The sequence below is a fragment of the Acinetobacter wuhouensis genome, from assembly GCF_001696605.3.
GTDB classification, from domain to species: domain Bacteria; phylum Pseudomonadota; class Gammaproteobacteria; order Pseudomonadales; family Moraxellaceae; genus Acinetobacter; species Acinetobacter wuhouensis.
In genome coordinates this window covers 1,004,739-1,029,379 of sequence record NZ_CP031716.1, presented here as the reverse complement: position 1 = coordinate 1,029,379, position 24,641 = coordinate 1,004,739, and the positions used below count along the sequence as shown (strand labels likewise).

Annotated in this window: 19 protein-coding genes; 4 read left to right on the top strand and 15 right to left on the bottom strand. The window is 38.2% G+C overall.

The window, feature by feature from the left end; all coding sequences use genetic code 11:
* Nucleotides 1-155: 155 nt before the first annotated feature.
* Nucleotides 156-3,263, bottom strand: a complete 3,108-nt coding sequence (locus BEN71_RS05545; protein ID WP_068975433.1) for a multidrug efflux RND transporter permease subunit — start codon at nucleotides 3,261-3,263, stop codon at nucleotides 156-158.
* Between the two features lie 273 nt (nucleotides 3,264-3,536).
* Between BEN71_RS05545 and BEN71_RS05540 the strand changes: the two genes are divergently transcribed.
* Complete coding sequence (locus BEN71_RS05540) at nucleotides 3,537-4,688, top strand: glycerophosphodiester phosphodiesterase family protein (protein ID WP_068975434.1); 1,152 nt, start codon at nucleotides 3,537-3,539, stop codon at nucleotides 4,686-4,688.
* Between the two features lie 152 nt (nucleotides 4,689-4,840).
* Complete coding sequence (locus BEN71_RS05535) at nucleotides 4,841-5,215, top strand: diacylglycerol kinase (protein ID WP_068975435.1); 375 nt, start codon at nucleotides 4,841-4,843, stop codon at nucleotides 5,213-5,215.
* 100 nt (nucleotides 5,216-5,315) lie between these two features.
* Here the strand turns inward: BEN71_RS05535 and BEN71_RS05530 are convergent, their stop codons facing one another.
* The 10 genes from BEN71_RS05530 to BEN71_RS05485 all read right to left on the bottom strand — a co-directional run bounded on the left by BEN71_RS05530 (nucleotide 5,316) and on the right by BEN71_RS05485 (nucleotide 17,147).
* On the bottom strand, nucleotides 5,316-5,519 hold the full coding sequence (locus BEN71_RS05530; RefSeq protein ID WP_068975436.1) for a hypothetical protein: 204 nt from the start codon (nucleotides 5,517-5,519) through the stop codon (nucleotides 5,316-5,318).
* Between the two features lie 247 nt (nucleotides 5,520-5,766).
* Nucleotides 5,767-6,582, bottom strand: a complete 816-nt coding sequence (gene phnX / locus BEN71_RS05525; RefSeq protein ID WP_068975437.1) for a phosphonoacetaldehyde hydrolase — start codon at nucleotides 6,580-6,582, stop codon at nucleotides 5,767-5,769.
* 59 nt (nucleotides 6,583-6,641) lie between these two features.
* Complete coding sequence (phnW, locus tag BEN71_RS05520) at nucleotides 6,642-7,790, bottom strand: 2-aminoethylphosphonate--pyruvate transaminase (RefSeq protein ID WP_068975438.1); 1,149 nt, start codon at nucleotides 7,788-7,790, stop codon at nucleotides 6,642-6,644.
* Nucleotides 7,791-7,846: 56 nt separating this feature from the next.
* Nucleotides 7,847-9,001: a TIGR03364 family FAD-dependent oxidoreductase gene (locus tag BEN71_RS05515; protein ID WP_068975439.1), complete on the bottom strand. Its 1,155-nt coding sequence runs from the start codon at nucleotides 8,999-9,001 to the stop codon at nucleotides 7,847-7,849.
* Nucleotides 9,002-9,126: 125 nt separating this feature from the next.
* On the bottom strand, nucleotides 9,127-10,842 hold the full coding sequence (locus tag BEN71_RS05510; protein ID WP_068975440.1) for a putative 2-aminoethylphosphonate ABC transporter permease subunit: 1,716 nt from the start codon (nucleotides 10,840-10,842) through the stop codon (nucleotides 9,127-9,129).
* Entirely contained in the window at nucleotides 10,836-12,059 is a 1,224-nt protein-coding gene (locus tag BEN71_RS05505; protein ID WP_068975441.1) for an ABC transporter ATP-binding protein, read from the bottom strand. The genes BEN71_RS05510 and BEN71_RS05505 overlap by 7 nt, the downstream gene beginning before the upstream one ends.
* A 95-nt stretch (nucleotides 12,060-12,154) precedes the next feature.
* Nucleotides 12,155-13,198, bottom strand: coding sequence for a putative 2-aminoethylphosphonate ABC transporter substrate-binding protein (locus BEN71_RS05500; protein ID WP_068975442.1), 1,044 nt, complete (start codon nucleotides 13,196-13,198; stop codon nucleotides 12,155-12,157).
* A 497-nt stretch (nucleotides 13,199-13,695) separates the two neighbouring features.
* Nucleotides 13,696-14,424, bottom strand: coding sequence for a UTRA domain-containing protein (locus BEN71_RS05495; RefSeq protein ID WP_068975443.1), 729 nt, complete (start codon nucleotides 14,422-14,424; stop codon nucleotides 13,696-13,698).
* Nucleotides 14,425-14,553: 129 nt separating this feature from the next.
* The gene (locus BEN71_RS05490; protein WP_068975444.1) at nucleotides 14,554-15,726 is read right to left on the bottom strand and encodes a helix-turn-helix transcriptional regulator; all 1,173 of its coding nucleotides are present in this window, start codon (nucleotides 15,724-15,726) and stop codon (nucleotides 14,554-14,556) included.
* 266 nt (nucleotides 15,727-15,992) lie between these two features.
* Nucleotides 15,993-17,147 (bottom strand): MFS transporter, encoded by a 1,155-nt coding sequence (locus BEN71_RS05485; protein ID WP_406565274.1) that lies wholly within the window; start codon nucleotides 17,145-17,147, stop codon nucleotides 15,993-15,995.
* Between the two features lie 178 nt (nucleotides 17,148-17,325).
* On the opposite strand from BEN71_RS05485, the gene BEN71_RS05480 reads away from it, so the two are divergent.
* Complete coding sequence (locus BEN71_RS05480) at nucleotides 17,326-18,096, top strand: AraC family transcriptional regulator (RefSeq protein ID WP_068975446.1); 771 nt, start codon at nucleotides 17,326-17,328, stop codon at nucleotides 18,094-18,096.
* Between the two features lie 99 nt (nucleotides 18,097-18,195).
* Here the strand turns inward: BEN71_RS05480 and groL are convergent, their stop codons facing one another.
* The 4 genes from groL to BEN71_RS05460 all read right to left on the bottom strand — a co-directional run bounded on the left by groL (nucleotide 18,196) and on the right by BEN71_RS05460 (nucleotide 22,363).
* Complete coding sequence (gene groL / locus BEN71_RS05475) at nucleotides 18,196-19,830, bottom strand: chaperonin GroEL (RefSeq protein WP_068975447.1); 1,635 nt, start codon at nucleotides 19,828-19,830, stop codon at nucleotides 18,196-18,198.
* A gap of 99 nt (nucleotides 19,831-19,929) precedes the next feature.
* The gene (locus BEN71_RS05470; protein ID WP_068975448.1) at nucleotides 19,930-20,220 is read right to left on the bottom strand and encodes a co-chaperone GroES; all 291 of its coding nucleotides are present in this window, start codon (nucleotides 20,218-20,220) and stop codon (nucleotides 19,930-19,932) included.
* Between the two features lie 453 nt (nucleotides 20,221-20,673).
* On the bottom strand, nucleotides 20,674-21,444 hold the full coding sequence (locus BEN71_RS05465; protein ID WP_068975449.1) for a metallophosphoesterase family protein: 771 nt from the start codon (nucleotides 21,442-21,444) through the stop codon (nucleotides 20,674-20,676).
* Entirely contained in the window at nucleotides 21,425-22,363 is a 939-nt protein-coding gene (locus tag BEN71_RS05460) for a diacylglycerol/lipid kinase family protein (protein ID WP_068975450.1), read from the bottom strand. Before BEN71_RS05460 ends, BEN71_RS05465 begins: the two co-directional genes overlap by 20 nt.
* Nucleotides 22,364-22,772: 409 nt before the next feature.
* On the opposite strand from BEN71_RS05460, the gene BEN71_RS05455 reads away from it, so the two are divergent.
* Nucleotides 22,773-24,605 carry a phosphoenolpyruvate carboxykinase (GTP) gene (locus BEN71_RS05455; protein ID WP_068975451.1) on the top strand — a complete coding sequence of 611 codons (1,833 nt, stop codon included), beginning with the start codon at nucleotides 22,773-22,775 and terminating at the stop codon, nucleotides 24,603-24,605.
* Nucleotides 24,606-24,641 lie beyond the last annotated feature (36 nt).

Genomic DNA, 24,641 nt, shown 5'->3' with positions numbered 1-24,641 from the left:
TCATCCAAAATCAAAGTGCTATTTACATAAAACGTAAAAGCCAAAAATTTAATTTTTGTTCGTTATGGATTGAATCATGAAAGATTCAATTCAAATGTCTGTCCGCTATTGTACTGTCGAACAGACATTTTAAAACCCTATTATTCCAAAGTGCTTCATTCAACTTCACTGGATGCCTGTTTAGATTTAAAAATAGAACGAATCAGCACATACATAAAAGGAATAAATAATAAGACCAATACCGTACCAAAGATCACACCACCAAGCACACTCACACCAATTTCTTGACGACTGGCAGCACCTGCACCAAATGCGAATACAAGTGGAATCACACCCGCACCAAATGCCAAAGAAGTCATTAGAATTGGACGTAAACGTAGCCCTGCACCATCAATCGCTGCTTGAATCGCCGTCATACCTTTTTCTTGTGCCAATGCAGCAAATTCAACAATTAATATTGCATTTTTACATGACAAACCGATGGTGGTTAAGAGCGCGATTTGGAAATAAATATCATTCGGAAAACCTGTCAATTTACTAAAAATAATATTTCCACCGATACCTAAAGGAATTGCAGCAATCACGGCAGTTGGAATCGACCAACTTTCATATAATGCAGCTAAACATAAGAATATAAAACCAATAGATACGAGATAAAGTAACCAAGTCTGACCACTGGATTTTTGTTCTTCAAATGACAAACCACTCCATGCAACATCCAAGCCCTCTTGTTGGTTCACCATATTTTCAATGTCTTTCATCGCTGCGCCAGAACTCGCGCCCTTCACTGTATCTGCTTGCATTTGCAAAGCCGTATAGCCTTGAAAACGGTTAACAACATCTGGTCCACCTTCCCATCCGATCGTTGCAAAATTACTGAAAGGTATCATCTGATTCTGCGCATTTCGAACCGTCCAAAATTGTAAATCTTCAGGTTTAGAACGAAATTCCGCATCACCTTGCATCATGACCCGTTTAATTCGACCACGATCAATAAAGTCATTCACATAACTTCCCCCCCATGCTGTAGACAGGGTATTGTTAATCGCAGTTTGAGTTAAACCATTTGCTAGAGCAAGCTTTTGATCTACATGAATTTTCAGCTTCGACTTATCTGGATTTGATTTTTTATCTAAATTTTCAAAATGACTAAATTGCTTGGCACTTTCTTGGAGTGTAGAAAATTGTTGATCCAAATATTTACGACCTTGACCATTTATATCCTGCAACCAAAACTCTAAGCTATTGGTATCCCCTAGACCACTCACAGAAGAAGGTAAACTTACGGTAATTCTGGCATTGGTTTCCTTATTGAAATATTGAATAGCACGTTCACGAATCGCCTGTGCTGAATTTTCAGCATCATCACGCGCATCCCAATGCTTCAATGCCACAAAACCAGTTCCAAGATTCTGCCCTGTTCCTGAGAAGTTTCGACCATAGCGAATCAAAACAATATCAACATTTTGCTTTTCTTTTTCTAAGAAATATTTACGAATATTTTCACCAATTACTTGGCTACTCGACATTGGTGCTCCATCCGCTAAACGGAACTGAACACTCAACATGCCTTGGTCTTCACTCGGAATAAAACTGGTTGGCAATGTACGATAAATCAATGCAAATATTGCAATTAAACCCATGAAAATAGTGAGAATGACCCACTTTAAATTTAAAGTTTTTTGAATCAAACCAATATAAGATTGCTTCAAATTGTCGAGTTTGCTGTTAAACCAAATCGCCCAGCGCATCGGTTTAGGATTAGGTTTTAAAATAATGGCGCACAATGCAGGCGTTAAAATCAAAGCTACGAATAAAGACAGCATCATTGCTGCCACTAAGGTGATAGAAAATTGACGATAAATCACGCCTGTAGAACCACCAAAAAATGCCATCGGAATAAAAACAGCAGTTAATACCACGGTTATCCCAATCAATGCACCAGTCATTTCTTGCATAGATTCAATAGAAGCTTGTTTGGCTGTCAACCCTTGTTCATGCATCAATCGTTCGACATTTTCTACCACGACAATCGCATCATCGACCAATAAACCAATCGCTAGAACCAGTGCAAATAACGTTAGGGTATTCACACTCATACCCAAAACATACAATACGGCGAATGTTCCGAGAATCACGATGGGTACAGTGATTGTTGGAATCAGTGTTGCTCGCCAACTTTGTAAAAACACGAACATGACCAAAACCACCAAGGCGATGGCTTCAAATAAGGTTTTAACAACTTCTTTTATCGACTCTTGAACAAATGGCGTGTTATCCCGTGGATAAACAATCTTATAACCTTGGGGTAATTTTTCAGAAACCTTTGCCAATTCAGCCTTAATCAATGCTGATGTTGCTAAAGCATTTGCCCCTGAAGACAACGAAATTCCCATACCCGAAGATGGATAACCGTTAATGGTGTTAAATGATTGATAATTTTCTGCGCCCAATTCAATTCGAGCGACATCTTTGAGGTAGACATAACTACCATCAATGTTGGATTTGACAATAATATTTTTAAATTCATCTACAGTTCTAAGGCGAGAACCTGCGGTAACTTTCGCATTTAAATACTGATCCGAAGCGACAGGTAAATCCCCAATTCCTCCAGCAGCAACTTGCGTATTTTGTGCCTCAATTGCTGCTCGAATATCACTTGGCATCAATTGATATTGTCGAAGTAGGTTTGGATTTAGCCATATACGCATTGCATATTGAGAACCGAAAACATCAACTTCACCCACCCCCTCGATTCGTGACAATTCTTGTTCAATATGATCTGCTAAATAATCACCCAGTTGAATATTGTTACTTTTACCTGTTTCATCATATAGACCGACCACCATAAAGGTATCACCTAATGATTTACTCACGGTCACACCTTGGCGTTGCACATCATCGGGCAAACGATTAAGTACACCATTAATACTATTTTGGACTTGTACCTGTGCTGTATCAGGATCTGTCCCATTTTCAAAACTTACACTGATTCGAGCACGACCTGAAGAATCGCTACTCGAACTGAAATACAATAAATTATCTAAGCCCTTAATTTGTTGTTCTAAAACCTGCGTTACACTCTCCTCTACCGTTTCAGCATCTGCCCCTGAATAGGTGGTAGAAATAGAAATTCGCGGTGGTGCAATATCTGGGTATCGTTCTACAGGTAAATTCAGCACAGAGAAAATACCCAATGCCATCACGATAATAGCAAGTACACAAGCAAAGATAGGACGTTGAATAAAAAATTTTGAGAGCATCAGACTAGGTTCTGTGTCAAGTAAATGAGGAAAATGTCGGACTAAGTATTACATTCCTTTTATATTGATCTTGTGTGACTTAAGCTAAAAACTCAAGAAAAAATAACAGAAAACTGAATTATTCATTTAATTATGAAGAAATTATGAAGTTTGTTCAAAATTTAAAGCGCTACACACGTATAAGCACTGCTAATTTTTCATCAAGCTGTCATCTAAATGTCAACTTTCATATTCATATTGATCTTCATAACGACACAATAATTTGAGAAAAATATGCTAAAAAGAACCTTGCTCATCACCAGTCTTGCGACCTTATTCACCGCTTGTAATGATGATAATGATGATTTTTCAACGTCGACGAAAACTGAATACAAAGAACCTAAAATCATCATTGTCGGACATCGCGGTGCAAGCGCATTGCGTCCTGAACATACTTTAGAAAGTTATCAAAAAGCCATAGACGACGGCGCAGACTTCATAGAACCAGATCTTGTTTCGACCAAAGATGGATTTTTAGTTGCACGTCATGAGAATGAAATTAGTGGTACCACCAATGTCAGCACACTGAGCCAATTTGCAGATCGTAAAAAAACCAAAATCATTGATGGTGCAACGTTAACAGGATGGTTTACCGAAGATTTTACTTTAAGCGAGCTGAATCAAATCAAAGCCCGTGAGCGTATTCCTGCATTACGTCCTGAAAATACACAGTATAATGATAAATTTTCGATTCCGACTTTAGAACAAATTATTGAACTGGCAGATAAGCATTATCAAAAAACAGGAAAAGTGATCGGTTTATATATAGAAACAAAGCACCCAACCTATTTCCAGAAAATCAATTTAAGCTTAGAAGATCCCGTACTCAAAACTTTAGCCAAATATAAATATACCAGAGATATTGCTCCCATCTATTTACAGTCATTTGAAGTGAGCAATCTCAAATATTTTAAAGATCAATTAGCTCTACACAAATCTTTGAAAAATGCCAAAATTATTCAACTTTATGATGAAAAAAACCTAAGCCCGGCCGATTATGTTGCGCAAGGTATTAAAACCACCTATGGCGACATGGCTACCGCTGATGGTTTAAAAAATGTTGCTCAATATGCCAATGGTGTAGGTCCTTGGAAACCCTATATTTTTAATGATACTTATACTGCTCCTTCCGCATTTGTCAGCAATGCTCATGCTGTAAATTTGAAAGTACATCCATATACTTTCCGCCCTGAAAATAACTTTTTGGCAGATAATTTAAAATGTAGCACTGCAACAACAGATGCCTCAAAACGTTGCGAAACTGGTGCAAGCAAAGAGTTTGAAATGTTCTTTAAAGCAGGCGTTGACGGTGTGTTTACTGATGATCCGGGACTTGGTCGCAAAAGTTTAGATGCTTATTTAAAGGCAAATCCTGCTGTAAAATAAAGCATCTCTTATTACAATAAACAAAGCAATTTTTAGAATAAAATCTAATCATTGCTTTGTTTTTCTATACCTAAAGCGCTATAAGTAAAAAGTTAATGTCCTTTTAAGCTTAAAATAGTACACTTGTTCAAAAATTTGAAAGCTTTGATTTTATGAGTGACTATTCTCCTTTTAAAGGTACGACAGGTTTTAAACGTATTCTGAATGCGACGGGATATTCTTTAGCAGGTTTTAAAGCTGCTTTTCAAAATGAAGCAGCTTTTCGCCAAATTGTTTTAATTAACGTCATTTTAATTCCCATTACGTTTTTCTTAGAGATCAGCAACGTTGAACAAGCGTTGATGATTGGTGTTTGTTTATTGGCAATTATTGTTGAATTATTTAATTCTGCACTTGAAGCAGTGGTCGATCGTGTTTCTCTAGAACGCCATCCCCTTTCTAAAAATGCCAAAGATATGGGTAGTGCTGCACAATTTGTTGCTCAAGCGATTATTTTCTTTACTTGGGTGATTATTCTTTTTAAATAAAGATATTTTATATAAGCAATATTTCTATTCAATCAAGTATATGCTTCATGCATCATCAAAAAAGCCGTCATCTGACGGCTCTTGATTTTAAATCTTCACATTATTTATGTGCAGGAATCTGAAGCTCATCATCCGTTGCTAAGACCACTGAAAGTAAAATTGGCACAGCCAAAATCAATGGTACTGTGAAAATCCAAATCATCGTAGTCAATTCTGGTGCAACCATGAAATGTATCCCCAAACCGACAACCAATAAGATCGCCAATAAAACGCAGGCAAAACGAATCACAAATTTTGAAGACATTTTCAACCCCAAATACTTTTAATATAAATCGAGTATACATCTTAATTTCATGATTGCTTATAAAGTCATCATGATTCAAAGATTTATATAAAAAATACCGATTGAAATGGTCAATTTAAATCCGCGTTTAGGAATAATAATGATTAAAAAATTATCCATAAGATAACTCATGGATAATCAGGAGCTTGTAAATTTGAATATCAGCTACACCACAAAATATGCGAGTTAATAGCCAATACTTCTACCTTTAAGGCTTTTCACCATTCGCCAAACGCTGTTCTATCGCATCCAAAACTGCAGGCAGATCAGCAATACTATCAATTACATAATGTGCGCCTGAAGCATTCATTTTTGCATAGGCTTTTTCTTTTAAACGAGCTTGCTCAGTTGCAGAAAGTGCAGACCATTCTTCAAAGCTTAAACCGACTTCATTACCACTCACGGCTAAGCCCACTGTCCAACAACCACCATTTAAACCTTCTTCAATACCAACCACTGTGTCATCCACTTTCACCACAGTTTTAATATCTGACACATCTAGTTCAATCAAGTTTTTCCACAACATTTCAGGATATGGGCGACCATGTTTCACATCACTAGCAGTGATAATACAATCTGGTACATAACCTTGATCTGCCGCATCTTGTACCAATTGACCAATCATCATCGACGCATAACCTGTATTACTGCCAATTTTCGCACCACGTGCACGAATATCTGCAAATGCCTCTAATGCACCTGGAATCAACTTCGAACAGGTTGGAATGGTTTTTAATTGATACGGAATAAAGTCTTGATACAAACGGTCAATGTCTGCAACAGTCACTTCTGCACCATGTGCTTGTTTCCATGCCTCTGCAACACGGGGCATTTTTAACACAGCTGCGATGTGGTCACGTTTTTCCAAACCCATTGGCGCACGTGCTTCTTCAATTGAAATTGCAACTTTGTTATCTGCGAATAACGCCATGAATGCCAAAATTGGTGCACGTGAACCGAAATCAACTGTTGTACCTGCCCAATCGAAAACAATTGCTTGTAATGCTGAATGTGAAATGTTCATAAGTTTGTCCTAAAAGTTTGTGTATTAAATTGATATATAAATAAATTGTGAAAATAAAATTAAGCCTGACGATATTGCTCAATCGCTGTTAAAAGTCGTTCAATATCATCCAAGTAAACCTCACCGATATTGCCAATACGGAAGCAATTCAAATCAGTGACTTTGCCCGGATAAATCACGAAACCTGCTTGTTTCAGATTTTCATACAAGGCTTGGAAGCTAAAATCGGCTTCATTTGGATAAAGGAATGTAGTGATAATAGGAGATTGTGGTGTGTTTTGATCTAGAACCATTTCAAAACCAAGTACTTGCATTCCTGCAGCTAGGCGTTGCTGATTATTCAAATAACGCTGATAACGTGCAGTGACACCGCCCTCTTGTTCCAACTCGAGCAAGGCTTGATAAAATGCACGTACCACATGAGTTGGTGAGGTGAAACGCCATTTACCACCCTGCTGTTCCATCGTGTTCCATTGGTCATAAAGGTCTAAGCTGACTGAACGTGCCAAGCCTTTACAAGCCTGTAATTGTTCTCGTTTTGCCAAAATAAAACCAAAACCCGGTACCCCTTGAATGCATTTATTAGCACTTGAAATCAGGAAATCTATGTCTAATTCTGCAATGTCCATTGGTACACCACCAAAAGAACTCATTGCATCGACGATCCATACTTTATTTTTCGCTTTGACAATGCATCCAATCTCTTGAATTGGATTCAGTAAACCTGTGGTGGTTTCACAATGCACACACGACACATGACTAATGCTTTCATCTTTAAGCGCTTTTTCAATATCTGCGAGTTGAGGAATTTGCATTTCAGGATAGCGTAATTCCACCACATCAATGTTCAGGCAACGTGCCATTTGCACCATACGTGCGCCATAAGCTCCGTTATTGATGATTAAAATTTTGCCATCTTTGGGAATCGCAGAACCCAAGACGGATTCAACAGAAAAACTGCCACTGCCCTGCATCAGCACCGCACTATATTGCTCAGGTTGTGCTGTCGCCATAGCCACCAAACGACTGCGAATATCCTGAACCAAAGCGTTATATTCTTTGTCCCACGTACACCAATCACGTTGCATCACACTGCGCACGGTTGTCGAAGTTGACAAAGGTCCCGGTGTCAGCAATAAGTATTTATTTTCAAGTTCATTGTTCATTTGATTTGCAATTTCATTTTCAAGTTCAATTTTTGCGTTCATTTCGCCTAACCTTTATCCAATTTCGTACAGTATAAATCAATCTGGTTTAAACCAAATTACAGAATATAATTTTCTAACATTTCTTTCATAAATCCTGCGCCCGTGGTCATGCCCTTTCCAGCAATTGCACTAACGAGGAAAATATTACGTTCAGCTTCCGTCACACATGCCAACTCAGTTGAATGGGTGAGGTAATAACCATTCCAACGAGATTCAATTTCAGGGAGTTGCAAGCCGATGTTTTCTTTGCAATATTGCAAAATAAATTGGTTAATTTCTTCACGTTGATTAAATTGTGGTACATCTTCAATTGGATAATATTCATGGCTATCACCCAAAATAATTTGTCCGAATTGATTTTGTTTAATCAAAATATGAATGCCGTATTTTTCAACCAAACCGATTTGTGATTCAGCACGTAAGTCTTGATGGCTTGGGCAAATTTCAAAAGCGGGATAACGAGAGATCGACAAGCCTGAATAAATCGATGCATTGAGATTCACGTTGAGTGGTTTAGTCAGTGCCATTTGCAAAGCACAACGCAATAAACCTTTTTGTTGTAAGAGATCGGGATAGAGCAATTGCGTGACTTCACCATGACAAATCAACACTTTATTTGCCGTGAATATTTGCCCTGTTGCTAAGTGAATACGTGCCATGTCTTGGCTTGACTGTGTTTGTACCACGCATGCATTGCACTGAATTTCCACGCCAATTTTTTCAGCATATTGCAATAAACGCTGACCGATTAAATGTGGCTCAACTGAATAATCTTCGTGAAATACCATGCCACCACGAAGTGCTGTTTCAGGATTTAAATACGTATATTGATCAAAGAGTTGTGATTTTGATAATAAAGATACAGGAATCTGATAATCAGGCGCAGCTTGAGCAAACTCGTTCAACACCTGCCATTCAAGTTCCGTATTTGCCACATATAAACCGTTGCGTTGTTGAAATGAAATATCTGTTTGTGATTGAATTCGTTGATAAAATTCACGGGTCGCCAAAGCATATTCACGCCATTTCGCATCGGGACGGCTGAGTGTAGATGTTCCAACCATGCCAAAGTTACGGCGTGTTGCACCGATAGCTTGGGCATCTTTTTCAAAGACGTGTACTTTTAGTCCTTGCTCTGCTGCTTGGATTGCAGCGGATAATCCTAAAATGCCTGCACCGACAATAATTAAGTCAAATTGTGCTGTGTTCATGCCACTTTTCCGCCTTATTTACTTTTTTCAGGATGCAAAATCCCGAGCGCCTGAAAAAAGCGTTTAATTCATTTGGTTTAAAAATTTAAAAGTTAATATTGAATGATCAATCTGTTATCAATGGCTTATGAATGAATCTGCTCACGCCATCGTTGGCTTGATGTCATCATTTTTCGAGTCAGTAACCAATGCAACAACTTGACGGCACATGATGTCAGTAAAATCAAAATACTCATGGCAACCGCAGCCACGGTATCGCCCGCATCGTCCATATTCAGCACCGCCACCGAAGCCAAATTGGTATCAGGTGAGTAAAGGAAAATTGCAGCGGAAACCGTGGTCATGGCATTGACAAATAAATACACAGACACATCACACAGCGCAGGAAAAGTTAAAGGCAAATAGACTTTACGGAACATGGTCCAATGTGAAGTCCCCAAACTTTGCGCTGCATGATCAAGTTGATTGGGGATCTGTTGGATCGCATGAGTCAGCGTCATATGTGGCACAGTGTAATAATGGATAATGGTCGAAATCACCAACAGCGTCATCGTCCCATACAGCAAAGACACAGGGTTTTGCGGTGCATTGAAGAACAAGATATAGGCAATACCCAACACCAATCCCGGCACAGCCAAAGGCAATAATACCAAGACTTGTACATAACTTTTCAGCAAAGGATGCGCTTTAAAACGTGCGCTGAATAAGGCAATGATGAAAATTAAAATCGTACCAAAAACAGTGCTGAATAATGCTAATTTGATCGAGTTAAAATAGCTTGCCCAACTGCCACCATCGACATAGTCAAAGCGATAATGATTGAACGTCAGTGACAAATCATAAGGCCAATAACGAATGAATGAAGCAAGAATCGCAGTGATGATGATCAGTAAAATACCACCTGAAATCACCCCACAAAATACGGTTAAGGCTTTTTCAATACGAGGATTGGCACGTAGACGATAAGGCTGAATTTGGAAATTTTGATAGCGTTCCTGACGACGACTTTGATAACGATCAAAGATAAATGCCAACACCGCAGGACACAGCAACAAGATCGAAATCACCGCGCCCATGTTCATATTTTGCTGACCAATAATCTGCTTATACACATCTAATGCCATCATATTGAATGAACCACCAATCACTTTGGGAATCCCGAAATCGGTAATGACATAGGTAAATGCCACCAAACAGGCACTGACTAAACCGTAGCGAATCGCAGGAAAAGTCACCGCCCAATGGGTTTCTAAAGTATTTTTACCCAAAGCATGAGAAGCCTCTATTAAGCGTTGATCTATATGACGAAATGCACCCATCATTAACATCACCATGCCAGGAAACAGCCAAAAACAATAACTAATCAGAATGCCGAGCGGTCCATAAATCTGCACCTCGCCCATGATGCCCTTGAACACGCCTTGCTGACCGAACAAATACACCAATGCCAAAGAAGGCAATATCGAAGGTGCAAGAATCGGTAAAAATGCCACTGTTTTAAAGAAAGCTTTGCCTCGAATATTGCAATTGGTCAATGCAAATGCATAAACACTCGCCAAGCTGACCGTGATCAACATTGCCGTGATCGCAATCCACATTGAATTGAAAATGGATGAGATCAAAGCGGGATTGGAAAAATAAGCAGCAAAATTTTCAAAACCGACAAATTGATGCTGTTCATTTAAAAATGCGCTTTGCATCAACACCATTAAAGGTGCGATTAAACTCAAAGTTAATAGAATCGCTGCAACAAATAACACTGCACTTGAACGCAATGAATAACGAGAGCGATGCGCTGTCTGCGTTTTTAATAATGCATCGGCAGCAGATTGATTTAACATCTCGCATGCCCTCGTGCATCAAATACATGCAAAGCACGAATTGGTACTTGCAAAACCATGTCATCTTGTACAATCGCCATCTGTAGATGATCGACATCGACTTGTAAAAGATGCTCATCTAAAACATTGCCATCCGAAACACTGCCATCTGATGCATTTTGATTTTGAATCACACAAAATAAACGGCGTTTTGCACCCAAAAACTCAGTATTGACAATACGAACGGCTAAATTTAAATATTCATTCGATGGTTGATTTTCATTCACAAGTTTGACATTTTCAGGGCGAAAAGCGATTTCGAATTGTTCATCTTTGCCAAATGTTAAATGCGGAAATTCAATCTGTGATTGCTCATCTATCTTCAAATGATGCACATCGACTGCCATCGCCTGCATAAAATTCATCGAACCAATAAACTGCGCCACGAAACGGGTTTGCGGTTTGTAATAAATATTATGTGGCGTGTCGAGTTGCTCAATCACACCTTTATTCATCACCGCAACACGATCAGAAATGCTCAACGCTTCTTCCTGATCATGTGTGACCATGATCGCAGGCAGATTGAGTTGACGTTGAATATTGCGAATTTTCTGACGCAGATTTAAACGCACCAACGCATCTAACGCGGATAATGGTTCATCCAAAAGTAAAATATCAGGATTTGGCGCAATCGCACGGGCTAAAGCCACACGCTGTTGCTGACCACCTGACAATTGATTGGGATATTTTTCTGCAATATTTGGCAATTCAATCAGGTGCAATAATTCATCCACACGATATTGGATTTCTTCTGTAGTCCAATCTTTCTTATGCAAGCCAAATGCAATATTTTCTGCAACAGTTAAATTTGGAAATAGCGCATAGTTTTGAAATACGATGCCACATTTACGTTTTGCTGTATTGAAATGAGTAATATCAATCTCTTGCTTAATCACTTTGCCATAATCAGGCTGTTCAAGCCCTGCAATGATGCGTAGCAAGGTGGTTTTGCCACAACCCGATGGACCTAAAAAGCTGACAAACTCACCTGCTTTGAGGTCAAGATTGATGTGTTCCAACACCCGACTTGAACCAAATGATTTTTGAATATCAATCGCTTCAAGTACGGTTTTCGACTCTGCCATTTTAAATGTTCTTAAGGTTGAGAGCAGATGCCCTGCCGAATTTGGCATGACTTGCCCTGTCCTGCTATTTTGTAAATGCGATGGAATTTGCATATTGCACCTGATTTTTAATGCTTAATTTGGAATATCTTGTTGAAAATCATTTGTTTTAAATAAATCGTTTTAAATCGTTGATTCTGAATGATTCATTACTTTTCAAATAGTGCTGACCATTGTTTTAAAATTGATTCACGCTGCTCGGCTGCCCAATAAAAATCATTTTTCACCAACTGCTGTGACAAATTTTTCGGAAAGTCTGCATTTTTACTTTGGACGTTTTGATGTGCCACCATTGAGAAGTTTTGTGCATAAGCCTCATTGGCTGCTTGGCTGACTGTCCAATCAATAAACTTTTCTGCGCTACTGCGTTTTTTCGTGCCTTTGACAATTGCCGAGGCTTCCATTTCCCAACCTAAGCCTTCTTTCGGATAAACAATTTCTAAAGGTGCGCCACGAGATTTAAGTTTAAATCCCGGATAACCGAATGAAATGCCGATGACCGTTTCACCTTGCGCTGCCATCTTGCAAGGCTTCGAACCTGAATGCACATATTGAGAAATATTTTGATCGAGTGCCTGCATATATTGCCAAGCTTGCTTTTCACCAAAAATCTGCATCCAAGCCGTAACATCCAAATAGCCTGTACCACTCGATGCAGGATTTGGCATCACGATTAAACCTTTGTAAATCGGCTTAGTCAGGTCTTGCCATGTTTGCGGGATTGGTAATTTTTTCTTTTCAAGTTCTACTTTATTCACACAGACAGCCGACTCCCAAGCGGTCATTCCTGTCCATGTCGGAATGTCTTTTTGGCTATAAAAGTCAGTTTTCAGTTGTTCGACATTTTTTGGACGATATGGCTGTAATAAGTCATTTTTTTCCATGACCAATAAACTCGTCAATGCCAAGCCCATCACCACATCGGCTTGTGGATTTTTTTGTTCTGCTAATAATTTTGCGGTGATCACACCTGTTGAATCACGCACCCATTTTACTTTTAATTCAGGATGCGCTTTGCGTAATTCCCATTGATAACGCTTCAGTTGATCAGCTTCAACGGCGGTATAAACCGTGATTTGCTTAACATCGTTTGAAGTTGAAGATGTGGTACATGCGGCACTGACGCAAGCCAATACAACACTTGTGCCAATTGCGAGGAGCTTCTTTTGCTGCTGTTTTAAATACGGGCTCATGGTGACATTCCTAACGAATGCTGCTTCTTGATAAGCTGTATTTCAACAAAAGTTTGTGACAGTTTAATTAATCTGGTTTAAACCAGATTAATTATTTTATCCGTTTTTCTAATTAAATTCCTCTCGAAATTTGATACGCGGAAACGTCCTTCGCAACTGTTTGAGGTATGAGCCAGTCATGGCGCAAGAATTATAAGTTAATGTTTCTACGACATAATTAATCAATATTCGGTAGTTGACGAGTTTTGCGAATGAGGATCCTCAAAATATATTTTGAGTCCGTAAGATGGCTTTCTTGCGAAGCTTCGCTTCTCATTTTCCCGAAATGAGAAATATATTTCGCAAGGGAGGTCGAGCCTGAGCGAGTTAAAGCTCTGCTTTAACGAATTGCAAGACGCAGTGGCTAATCCTGAAATTAAAACTTTTGAAGTAAGACTCCGTCACAACTAAATCTTATCCAAATTAAATTACAAAAAATTTTGTACACTCACATTACTTTATTCTGACGCTTCAAAATGCAAATCAAGCACATCATGCAACCAATATTCTTGGTCAACATCGGTTATAACCCCATTTTGGTCACAATTGGTACGACAAATATATAAACCCATACTGCCGACATTGACATGCAAAGCCTTGGCCTGTTGCTCCGACAAAGCAGTTGGATAAAGGCTGATATGCGCACGGGTTAATTGACGTTGATAATGTTCTGCCATCAGAATCGTGATTGAATCTTCTAAATTTTGTTCTAAAAATTCAGGAAATAAACTCGCATTAATCCGTAAATGTTCAACCACCGCAGGGCGACCATTGATACTACGGCGTCGCCACATCGAATAAATGTCATCGCCCACATTCACTTTTAAATGTGTTGCATCCCAAGCCGTTGCTTGTACCAATTCCGCAGAAATCAATTCGGTACTTGGTACACCGCCTTGTTCCGTTACATATTGGTTAAAACTTTTGGTCGATTGTGGACGATAAATAATGCGTGGTGCACGTACAAACCAACCACGGCGGTCTAAACGATAAATCAGTCCATCCATTTCCAAAGCCAACAAAGCTTCACGCACTGCAACTCGTGTGGTTGCAAACTGCTCCATCAACACACGTTCTGAAGCAAGTTTTGTATTGGCACTCCATTGCCCCGATTCGATCTCATGGGCAATGGCATCACGAATCGCAATATATTTAGGAACACGTGAAGATGTTTCTTGGACAGACATACTGATTTATTTTGTGAAAATTTCTACTAATATACCCAAATATTAAGTCGATGCGATGACATTTATACTTATTATTTTCCTTTGTTAGTCTTTTTCAATCTTCTTCTTATTTGCTGTTCTGCAATATGATTAAGTAGTTAGATTCATCAACAATTGCATCAATTCGACTTGCGAATTACATTCCATTTTATGGAAAATATTTTTAAAATATGTCCGCACCGAATTGAGTGTAATATTCATTTGTACTGAAATTTGCTCGAGCTTTAAACCATTCACAAACCACTCACAAACTTCAATCTCTCTTTTAGAAAGCTTATATTTATATTTTAAAGTTTCATGCTCTAAAACATACTTGATTTTATTAGGCTGAATATTTTCATCTTTTAAAATTAAATTTTCAGTAAAGCTCAACATAATTAGAGGACGAATCCCAAAAAATGACTTTTCCTTTTCAGAAACTAACAAATTAATTCCGAATTGAATATTTGAATTTTTGGTAAAAAAAACGGAGTTTTTAAATTGATCTAGCTCTTCTGGTTTATATCGAAAAGTCTTTTCAACTTGGTAAAGATAATCTATAAACTGATTTTGACTACATGCTGACAAAACCAACTTATTATTTTCAATTTTTATGTTCTTATTATTTTGCAGAAAAAAATTAGCCTTTTGATTTAAATGTACGACTTGTCCTGACAAATTTAATAAAATGATAGGTTGCTTTAGCAGGTCTATTAAGTTATATCCAACAATATTATCATGAGAATACTCATATATGTTTTTTTGAGACATCACAACACGCTTTAAATGCGGTAATAAAGTATCTAAAAATTCAAGTTCAGTTTGATTGAGTGGTTTTCGTTCTGTCTTTGTACTGATACTCAAAAAGACACACAATTTTTCATTCCAAATCAGTTCATGTGTTGCAACATATCTAAGCCCAACTGGAAGCAAAATTTTTTGATATAAATCTGAGCTTTGAACAAAATCTTCACTCACATGCGTATGACATTGGTACCAACCCTTTCTATTGGGATCCAAAAATTTTTCCCAACGCGGATCATCTTCGATTGGGTAGCGTATATAATCTAATTCAGTACTTGCATAATATTCTTTTGGATAGGTTCCATGACCATTACTAAAAGACACAGTATTATAATGAAGATCGATTGCTTGAATATGAACATAAGAGGCATCTAAAATTTCCAACAATCGTTTAGAAAAATTTAACCATCCATCTTTATCAATCGATATTCTACAAATTAAATCACATAGCTCATTATGGTAAATATCTATTAAATTCATTGTATTAATATAATAAAGTATTAATAGCCACAATCTATTGTATTTTTTATGTAAATACAACTGTATTTATAATCATTTTAAAATAGAAAATACCATTAAAAAGCATATAATTTAGTTATTTTATTTTTTGGTAAAAGTATTAACATTAAAAATTAAAAAATCATATTCGATATTAAACACTTAAATTAAATAATAAAAAATATTTAAATAAATAATAATACCAAGACGATCAAGATTTAACGATGACCGTCTGGTATTTTTAAAATTTAATTTTTTCCATTGGTTTTAGGCAGTAAAGCTGTAGCTAAACCAAGCAATGGGATAAATGCACATAATTTAAATACCCATTGAATACCATGCTGATCTGCAAGCATACCCAGTGCTGAAGCCGCGATTCCACTGATTCCAAACATTAAACCAAACATCATCCCCGCAACCATTCCGACACGCCCAGGCACAGCTTCTTGCGCATAGACCACCATGGCAGCAAAAGCAGATGAAAGGATTAATCCTGATAACATTGCGAACACAATCGTCCAAAACAAGTTGGCGTACGGAAGCATTAAAGCAAAAGGCACCATACCTAAAAATGAAATCCAAATAACGGCTTTACGTCCAATTTTGTCTCCAATCGGTCCACCTGCAAAAGTACCTACTGCAACAGCAGCTAAAAATGCAAAAAGATACAATTGTGCGTGTTGCAATGAAACATGAAATTTATCAATTAAATAAAAAGTATAATAATTACTTAGGCTTGCAATATAAGTAAACTTCGCCAAAATCAATACAGACATTACTACCAAAGCACGGATTAAAGTTCTACCATGTAATTTGTATGCTGTGGACGCAGCACTGCTGACAATTTTTTGAGCATATTGAACTGACCACTGACTGACTTTAAATAGAATACAAATGGCGATAAATGCAAAAATCATAAACCATGCCATCGCATATTGCCCATATGGCACAATAATAATGGCTGCCAATAATGGACCGATTGCCGAACCTGAATTTCCGCCAACTTGAAAAATAGATTGAGCTGTACCAAACTTTCCACCTGAAGCAAATCTAGCGACCCGAGATGCTTCAGGATGAAATGTTGAAGACCCGATTCCAATTAAAGCAGATGCAATCAATACCACTGTAAATGTCGGCGCAATTGCCAATAAGCCAATCCCCAACAAAGTCACAACCATTCCCATTGGTAATAAATAGGGTTTCGGATGTTTATCTGTATATAAGCCAATCCAAGGTTGTAACAATGATGCTGTAATTTGATAGACCAATGAAATCAGCCCAACTTGGGTAAAACTCAAAGAAAAATTTGTTTTGAGTAATGGGTAAATTGCGGGTAAAGATGCTTGGATCAAATCATTGAGTAGATGTGCAAATGCGACAGCGCAAATAATTGAAACCACCATGGTCTGCTTTTTATTTTGATCATCTAAGCGATTTATCGAGGACTGAGTAGAGGCTTGCATGAATTTCGCCCTAAAGTTTTAAAGAGTATGCTATTTTAATTTGTCATTTATGCATGCAAGTTCCAATATTCATCGAATAAGTGACACAGCTTATACGGTCTTATGATTTGAGGTCTTTATGATTCCAGACATTGAATATTCTCATAAACTTATGATTGGGCTTGGCTCTCAACATGCTTATCGCAGCATTATTCCTCCTCATACACATAGCCGTGCGCAATTGTTATATGCATCTGAGGGCGCGATTCGAGTGTATACCCATGATCATGTTTGGATCGTCCCACCCCAATGTGCTTTATGGATTCCTGCACAAGTTGAGCACAGTGTGGTATCTCTCAGTGAAGTACAATTAAGCACTGTTTTAATTGATAAAAAAGCTGCTGATTCATTGGGCGAGCAATGTTTTATTGTAAGAATCAGCAAGCTTTTACGTGAATTGGTGTTGCGCTTTAATCAATTGGATAATTTTCACATTCATGAAAGCACACAAACTGATGAAATTGAACAGGCTTTACAGTTATTGATTTTTAATGAAATTAAACAAGCTTCTAGCTTTCCGATTGTGATTCCATGGCCCAAAGATGTCCGTTTAATTCAGATGTGTGAAGCCCTTATGGAAACTCCGGATAATCCTAAAGATTTAAATCTTTGGGCAGACCATATTGGAACAAGTAGCCGTACTCTGATTCGTCTTTTTCAAAAGGAAACGGGGTTAAACTATCGGGCATGGGTTCAGCAAATGCATATCGCCTTAGCTTTAGGGAAACTCTCTCGTGGTGAATCTATTGCTAAAATTGCTTCTGCTTTAGGTTATAACAGTTCCAGTGCTTTTAGTGCGATGTTTAAGAAGTATTTAGGTGAATCACCGCAGCATTTCAGGAAAGATTGATTGATTTCAATATTATGTTTTTCAAATTAACTCATAATTTACACCATAAAAAATCCCCGCATGATGCGGGGATTTTTATGATCTGAGATCGAGATGATATTACATCATTCCGCCCATACCACCCATGCCGCCCATATCAGGCATTGCTGGTTTGTCTTCTGGAATATCAGTAATCATACATTCTGTGGTTAACATTAAACCTGCTACAGATGCAGCATGCTCAAGTGCAGAACGTGTTACTTTCGCTGGGTCAAGAATACCCATTTCCAACATGTCACCATATTGTGAAGTAGCCGCGTTATAACCGAAGTTACCTTCGCCATTTTTCACAGCATTGATTACAACTGAAGGCTCGTCACCTGCGTTAGATACGATTTGACGAAGTGGAGCTTCGATCGCACGACGTAGAATGTTGACACCAACAGTTTGGTCATCATTCGCGCCAACTACGCCATCAAGTGCTTTCGCAGCACGTACAAGTGCAACACCACCACCTGCAACTACGCCTTCTTCAACCGCAGCACGCGTTGCATGAAGTGCATCGTCAACACGGTCTTTCTTCTCTTTCATTTCAACTTCTGTTGCAGCACCGATTTTGATCACTGCAACACCGCCTGCTAGTTTAGCAACACGTTCTTGAAGTTTTTCTTTATCGTATTCAGAAGTTGATTCTTCGATTTGTGCACGAATTTGAGTTACACGTTCAGCAATTTGATTTGCATCACCAGCACCATCAACAATCACAGTGTTTTCTTTAGAAACTGTGATTTTATGCGCTGTACCTAAATCTTGAAGAGAAGCTTGTTCAAGTGACATGCCCACTTCTTCAGAAATCACAGTTGCACCAGTCAAGATTGCAATATCTTGAAGCATTGCTTTACGACGGTCACCAAAGCCAGGCGCTTTAACCGCACATACTTTGATAATACCGCGCATGTTGTTCACGACAAGAGTAGCTAGCGCTTCGCCTTCAACATCTTCAGCGATGATAAGAAGCGGTTTACCTGTTTTTGCAACAGCTTCAAGAACAGTGATTAACTCACGAATATTACTTACTTTTTTATCAACAAGAAGAATGAATGGGTTTTCAAGTTCTGCTGTTAAAGTGTCTTGTTTATTCGCAAAGTATGGGCTGATATAACCACGGTCAAACTGCATACCTTCAACCACGTCAAGCGCATCTTCAAAGCCTGAACCTTCTTCAACTGTGATCACGCCTTCTTTGCCCACGCGCTCCATTGCTTGTGCAATAAGTTTACCAACAGTTTCATCAGAGTTTGCAGAAATCGAACCCACTTGTTCAATTGCTTTGGTATCAGAAGCAGGTTTAGCCGTTGCTTTAATGTTTTCAACAACAGCTTTAACCGCTAAGTCAATACCACGTTTCAAATCCATTGGGTTCATGCCCGCAGTTACAGATTTGATCCCTTCATTCAGGATTGCTTGTGCAAGTACAGTTGCAGTCGTTGTACCATCACCCGCGATGTCATTGGTTTTTGAAGAAACTTCACGAACCAATTGAGCACCCATGTTTTCGAATTTGTCTTTTAGAGAAATTTCTTTTGCAACAGTCACACCATCTTTAGTGATATGTGGCGCACCGAAAGAACGGTCGATCACAACGTTACGACCTTTAGGGCCTAAAGTCACTTTAACTGCATCTGCAAGTACGTTTACACCCGCGATCATTTTTGAACGCGCTGAATCACCGAATTTTACGTCTTTAGCTGACATGCTAAACTCCAATTTTCTTTAATTTTTAACAATCTGATTTCAATATTTACGATGATTATTCAATTTTATATTTGAAAATGAATCATCAAATGGTCTGAATTAACCTTCTAGTACCGCTAAAATGTCAGATTCTTTCATAATTAAAAGTTCTTCGCCGTTAACTTTTACAGTTGTACCTGCATAAGTACCGAACAATACTTTATCGTCAACTTTTACATCTAATGCACGTACGCCATTATCAGTCACTTGACCATTACCTACAGCGATGATGATGCCTTGCGCAGGTTTTTCCGCTGCAGAACCAGGAAGTAAAATACCACCAGCAGTTTTAGTTTCTTCTTCAACACGACGAATTACTACGCGATCATGTAATGGACGAATGTTGCTCATATTAAACTCCATAGACATCGTCAAAATGTCATTGATTACTGAGTGAAGATGACTTCTTATTTAGGGCGTGTTGAACTTTCATAAATGGCTTGCGTTGTAGGTTAAAATAGATCAAACAAGGCATGAAACGCAGAGAATGGTGGTTCCATTTTATAGTTTCATAACGAAGTTTGAGATCATTTTAACCACAACCCTACGGGACTAGCGTATTTTTACTGCTACATCGTTGTAAACTACTCATTTAGAATGACTAAATTTCGTATTTCACGCCTCGTATCATCAAAAATACGCGTTGTCGCAAACATAGACGAATAATCAATACGCCCTTGGTCATCGACAAAATATTTGTATGACACATTTGTGGGGATGGAAAAAATAGCTTCAAGGGGAACAAGCAATTTTTTTTATTAAATTTGTGTTTTTTTTATTCTATTACATCAAATCAAATCAAAATCAGTCCGGAGAAGATTCTCTAGCAACAAATTCTTGCAACTGCTCATCAAAAAAATAGTGCTGAAAAGTGCCATCATGATGGATCACGTTAAAACTATTCGGCATATTTTTATGCAAGCGGCTCGATATGGCTGTACCCGCATGGACTTCATAAACAGGATCATTCAAATTCAATTTAAATTCTTTATTCAAATCATAAACAGCGACCAAATGTAAATGTCCGTGCAAGAGAGCAAATAACTGGTGTTGCCCCCATTCTTTAATCGCAAACTGTCCCAAAGCAGGACAATCTTTTAAATGATGATCATCATTGGTCGTATAAAAAGGCTGATGACTGACGATAATTTTAAACTTATCTAACGGTGCATTTTCTAATTGCTGATTTACATGTTGAATTTGTTCAACTGAAATAGAACCCCGCGTATGATAGCGACGACGAATACTATTAATACCGATTAAATAAAAATGTTCAGTAGATAAAGTGCTTTCCAAACTTCCAAAAAAAAGCTGATACAAGCCAAATGGGCGAAAAGCCCTGTTCCACAAATGATAGAGTGGAATATCGTGATTCCCCGGAACGACAAAATAAGGAATTTTTAAAGATTCAAGAAATTGCTTACACGCGAAGAATTCTTTAAATTTAGCACGTTGCGTCAAATCACCACTCACCACAACAACTTCTGGTTGATGTAGTGTGCAAAACTTTTCAATTGCACGAATACACTCAATTCGCTCAGTGCCAAAGTGTAAATCAGACAGATGCAGCAGCATGTGGCACCATGATTTTCAAAGCATTCTTTTCTACATGTAAGGACAATGGTGTGGTCATTGAAACTATTTCTCCATCGACTGCAACGGTCAGTTTAGGCTTTTTTGAATAGACAATGACTTTTTGCGCACCAAAACTATACACATCTGATGCATTTTCTAACTTGCCACGAATGGTTTGAAATAATGTTTTAAATAAAGTTCGCTTATCCCCTTTGGCAATCACTACACCTGCAATTTCACCAATTTCAGCACATTTAGAAATTTTCAATTTCAACTCTTTCAATTGCAATTGGTTATTTCCAAAGAAAATCAAAGGTGTTTTAACGGGATACTTTTGCCCATCAACTTCAACCTCTAGTTTTAATTCTTTACGATCTCGGATCAATACATCTAAACCGGAGGTATAAGCATTTAAAGGAAAGCGTCCAAACTTACGATTATATTCCTCACGTTTTTTGATAAATAAAGGATACAAACCCAGACTGGCATTATTTAAATAAATTTGATCATTGATACATGCCACATGTGAAGCTCGTGGCTCACCAGTGGCGATGACTTTTGCTGCTTCGAGAATATCTAGCGGAATATGTAAAACCCGTGCCACATAATTAAAGGTGCCTAATGGCAAAATTCCCATTGGAATTGCTTGGTTCAACATTTGAGAAGCAACAGCATTCAGCGTACCATCACCACCTGCTGCAACAATCACACCTTGTTGTGAATATTCAGCATGACGTTGATAAATTTTCTGCATTAATGTTTGAATATTTTGCTCTGATGCAATGTCAAACACCTGTATTTCAAAGCCATATGATGTCCAAATTGTCATCAATTTTTCATAGATATCGTCTTTTTCATTTGCATGAAACCCTGATTTTTCATTGTAAATCATCGATAATGGTTTAAGATCTGGGCGCATAATCTTGATTATTTTGAAGTATTCACTCTAATTTCGTTGATTTTATAGGCAAATAAAAGCACCTTTATGTAAAATTCGAATTAATACCATTTATTTAATCAATGATAAAGCAAACACTCAATGGATTTATAAATATCTGTTAATAAATATTATTCTCAATTAAAATATCACACATAACTGTGGTGAATAGTGCTAAATATTCGACAAATTATCCATATAATAATTTAAAAACAATAACTTATCCTTTTTATTACGTTTGGTATCTTTTACGGCTTTAGTCTTATTTTTTCCATGAATATATGGTTTAATACAGCCACTTTTTTTTCATATTTATATTTGGATGGAGTACCACTTCATTCAGATTGTTATTTGTACACAAAATAGTACATATTTTAAGATAGGCCTCACCATGACCCAAGTGAACGCACCAGAATTCGTTCGTCATCCCAAGCTCATTGCATGGGTTGAAGAAATTGCTAAATTAACTAAACCTGCAAAAATTGAATGGTGTGACGGAAGCGAAGAAGAAAATCAACGTTATATCGACTTGATGATCGCGAACGGCACTATGCAAGCTTTGAACCAAGAAAAACACCCTGGTTCATATTTAGCGAATTCTGATCCGTCTGACGTTGCTCGTGTTGAAGGTCGTACATACATCTGTTCTGAAAAACAAGAAGATGCTGGTGCGACTAACAACTGGGAAGCTCCTGCTGAAATGCGTACTCGCCTTAACGGTTTGTTTGATGGCGCTATGGAAGGTCGTACAATGTATGTTGTACCTTTCTCTATGGGTCCTTTAGGTTCTCATATTGCTCACATCGGTATCGAATTAACAGATTCTCCGTATGTTGCTGTAAGCATGCGTAAAATGGCTCGTATGGGTAAAGCCGTTTATGACGTACTTGGTACAGATGGCGATTATATCCCTTGTGTACACACTGTAGGCGCTCCACTTGCAGCTGGTCAAAAAGATGTTGCTTGGCCGTGTAACCCTGAAAAATATATCGTTCATTATCCAGAAACTCGTGAAATCTGGTCTTATGGTTCAGGTTACGGCGGTAACGCTTTGTTAGGTAAAAAATGCCTAGCATTACGTATTGCTTCTTCTATGGGTCGTCAACAAGGTTGGTTAGCTGAACACATGCTTATCCTTGGTGTGACTAATCCACAAGGCGAAAAACACTACATCGCAGCTGCATTCCCTTCTGCTTGTGGTAAAACTAACTTTGCAATGTTGATTCCACCAGCAGGTTATGAAGGTTGGAAAATCGAAACTGTAGGTGACGATATTGCTTGGATCAAACCAGGCGAAGATGGTCGCTTATATGCAATCAACCCAGAAGCTGGTTTCTTCGGTGTAGCACCAGGTACAAATACTAAAACAAATCCAAACTGTATGGCGACACTTCATAAAGACGTAATCTATACAAACGTTGCTGTAACTGACAACGGTGAAGTTTGGTGGGAAGGTCTTTCTAAAGAAGTACCTGCTAACCTTACAAACTGGAAAGGTCAACCACACACTGGTGAAGAAAAAGCTGCACATCCAAATGCGCGCTTCACAGTTTCAGCAGGTCAATGCCCTTCTATTGATGCTGACTGGGAAAATCCAGCAGGTGTTCCAATTTCTGCGTTCATCTTCGGTGGTCGTCGTGCAGATACAGTGCCTTTAATCTCAGAAGCATTTGACTGGGTTGATGGCGTGTACAAAGCTGCAACTATGGGTTCTGAAACAACTGCTGCGGCTGTTGGTCAACAAGGTGTTGTTCGTCGTGATCCATTTGCGATGCTTCCATTTGCTGGTTACAACATGGCTGACTACTTCTCTCACTGGTTAGAGCTAGGTGAAGAAGTTGCTGAAAAAGCAAAAGCTGCTGGTAACAAACTTCCTGGTATCTACAACGTGAACTGGTTCCGTCGTGATGCTGAAGGTAACTTTGTATGGCCTGGTTTTGGTCAAAACATGCGTGTTCTTGAGTGGATCATTGACCGTTGTGAAGGTCGTGCAACGGCAGTAGATACGCCAATTGGTCGTGTTCCTACATTTGAACAATTGAACTGGACTGGTTCTGATTTCACTAAAGAACAGTTTGATCTTGTAACTTCACAAGACAAAGATCAGTGGATCAAAGAGCTTGAAAGCCATACTGAATTGTTCAACAAATTAGGTGATCGTTTACCTAAAGCGCTTAAAACTCGTCAAGATGAGCTTTTAGAAGCTGTTAAAAAATCTGCTTAATTTTAATTAATTAAGTTTAAAAAGACCGCTGAACAG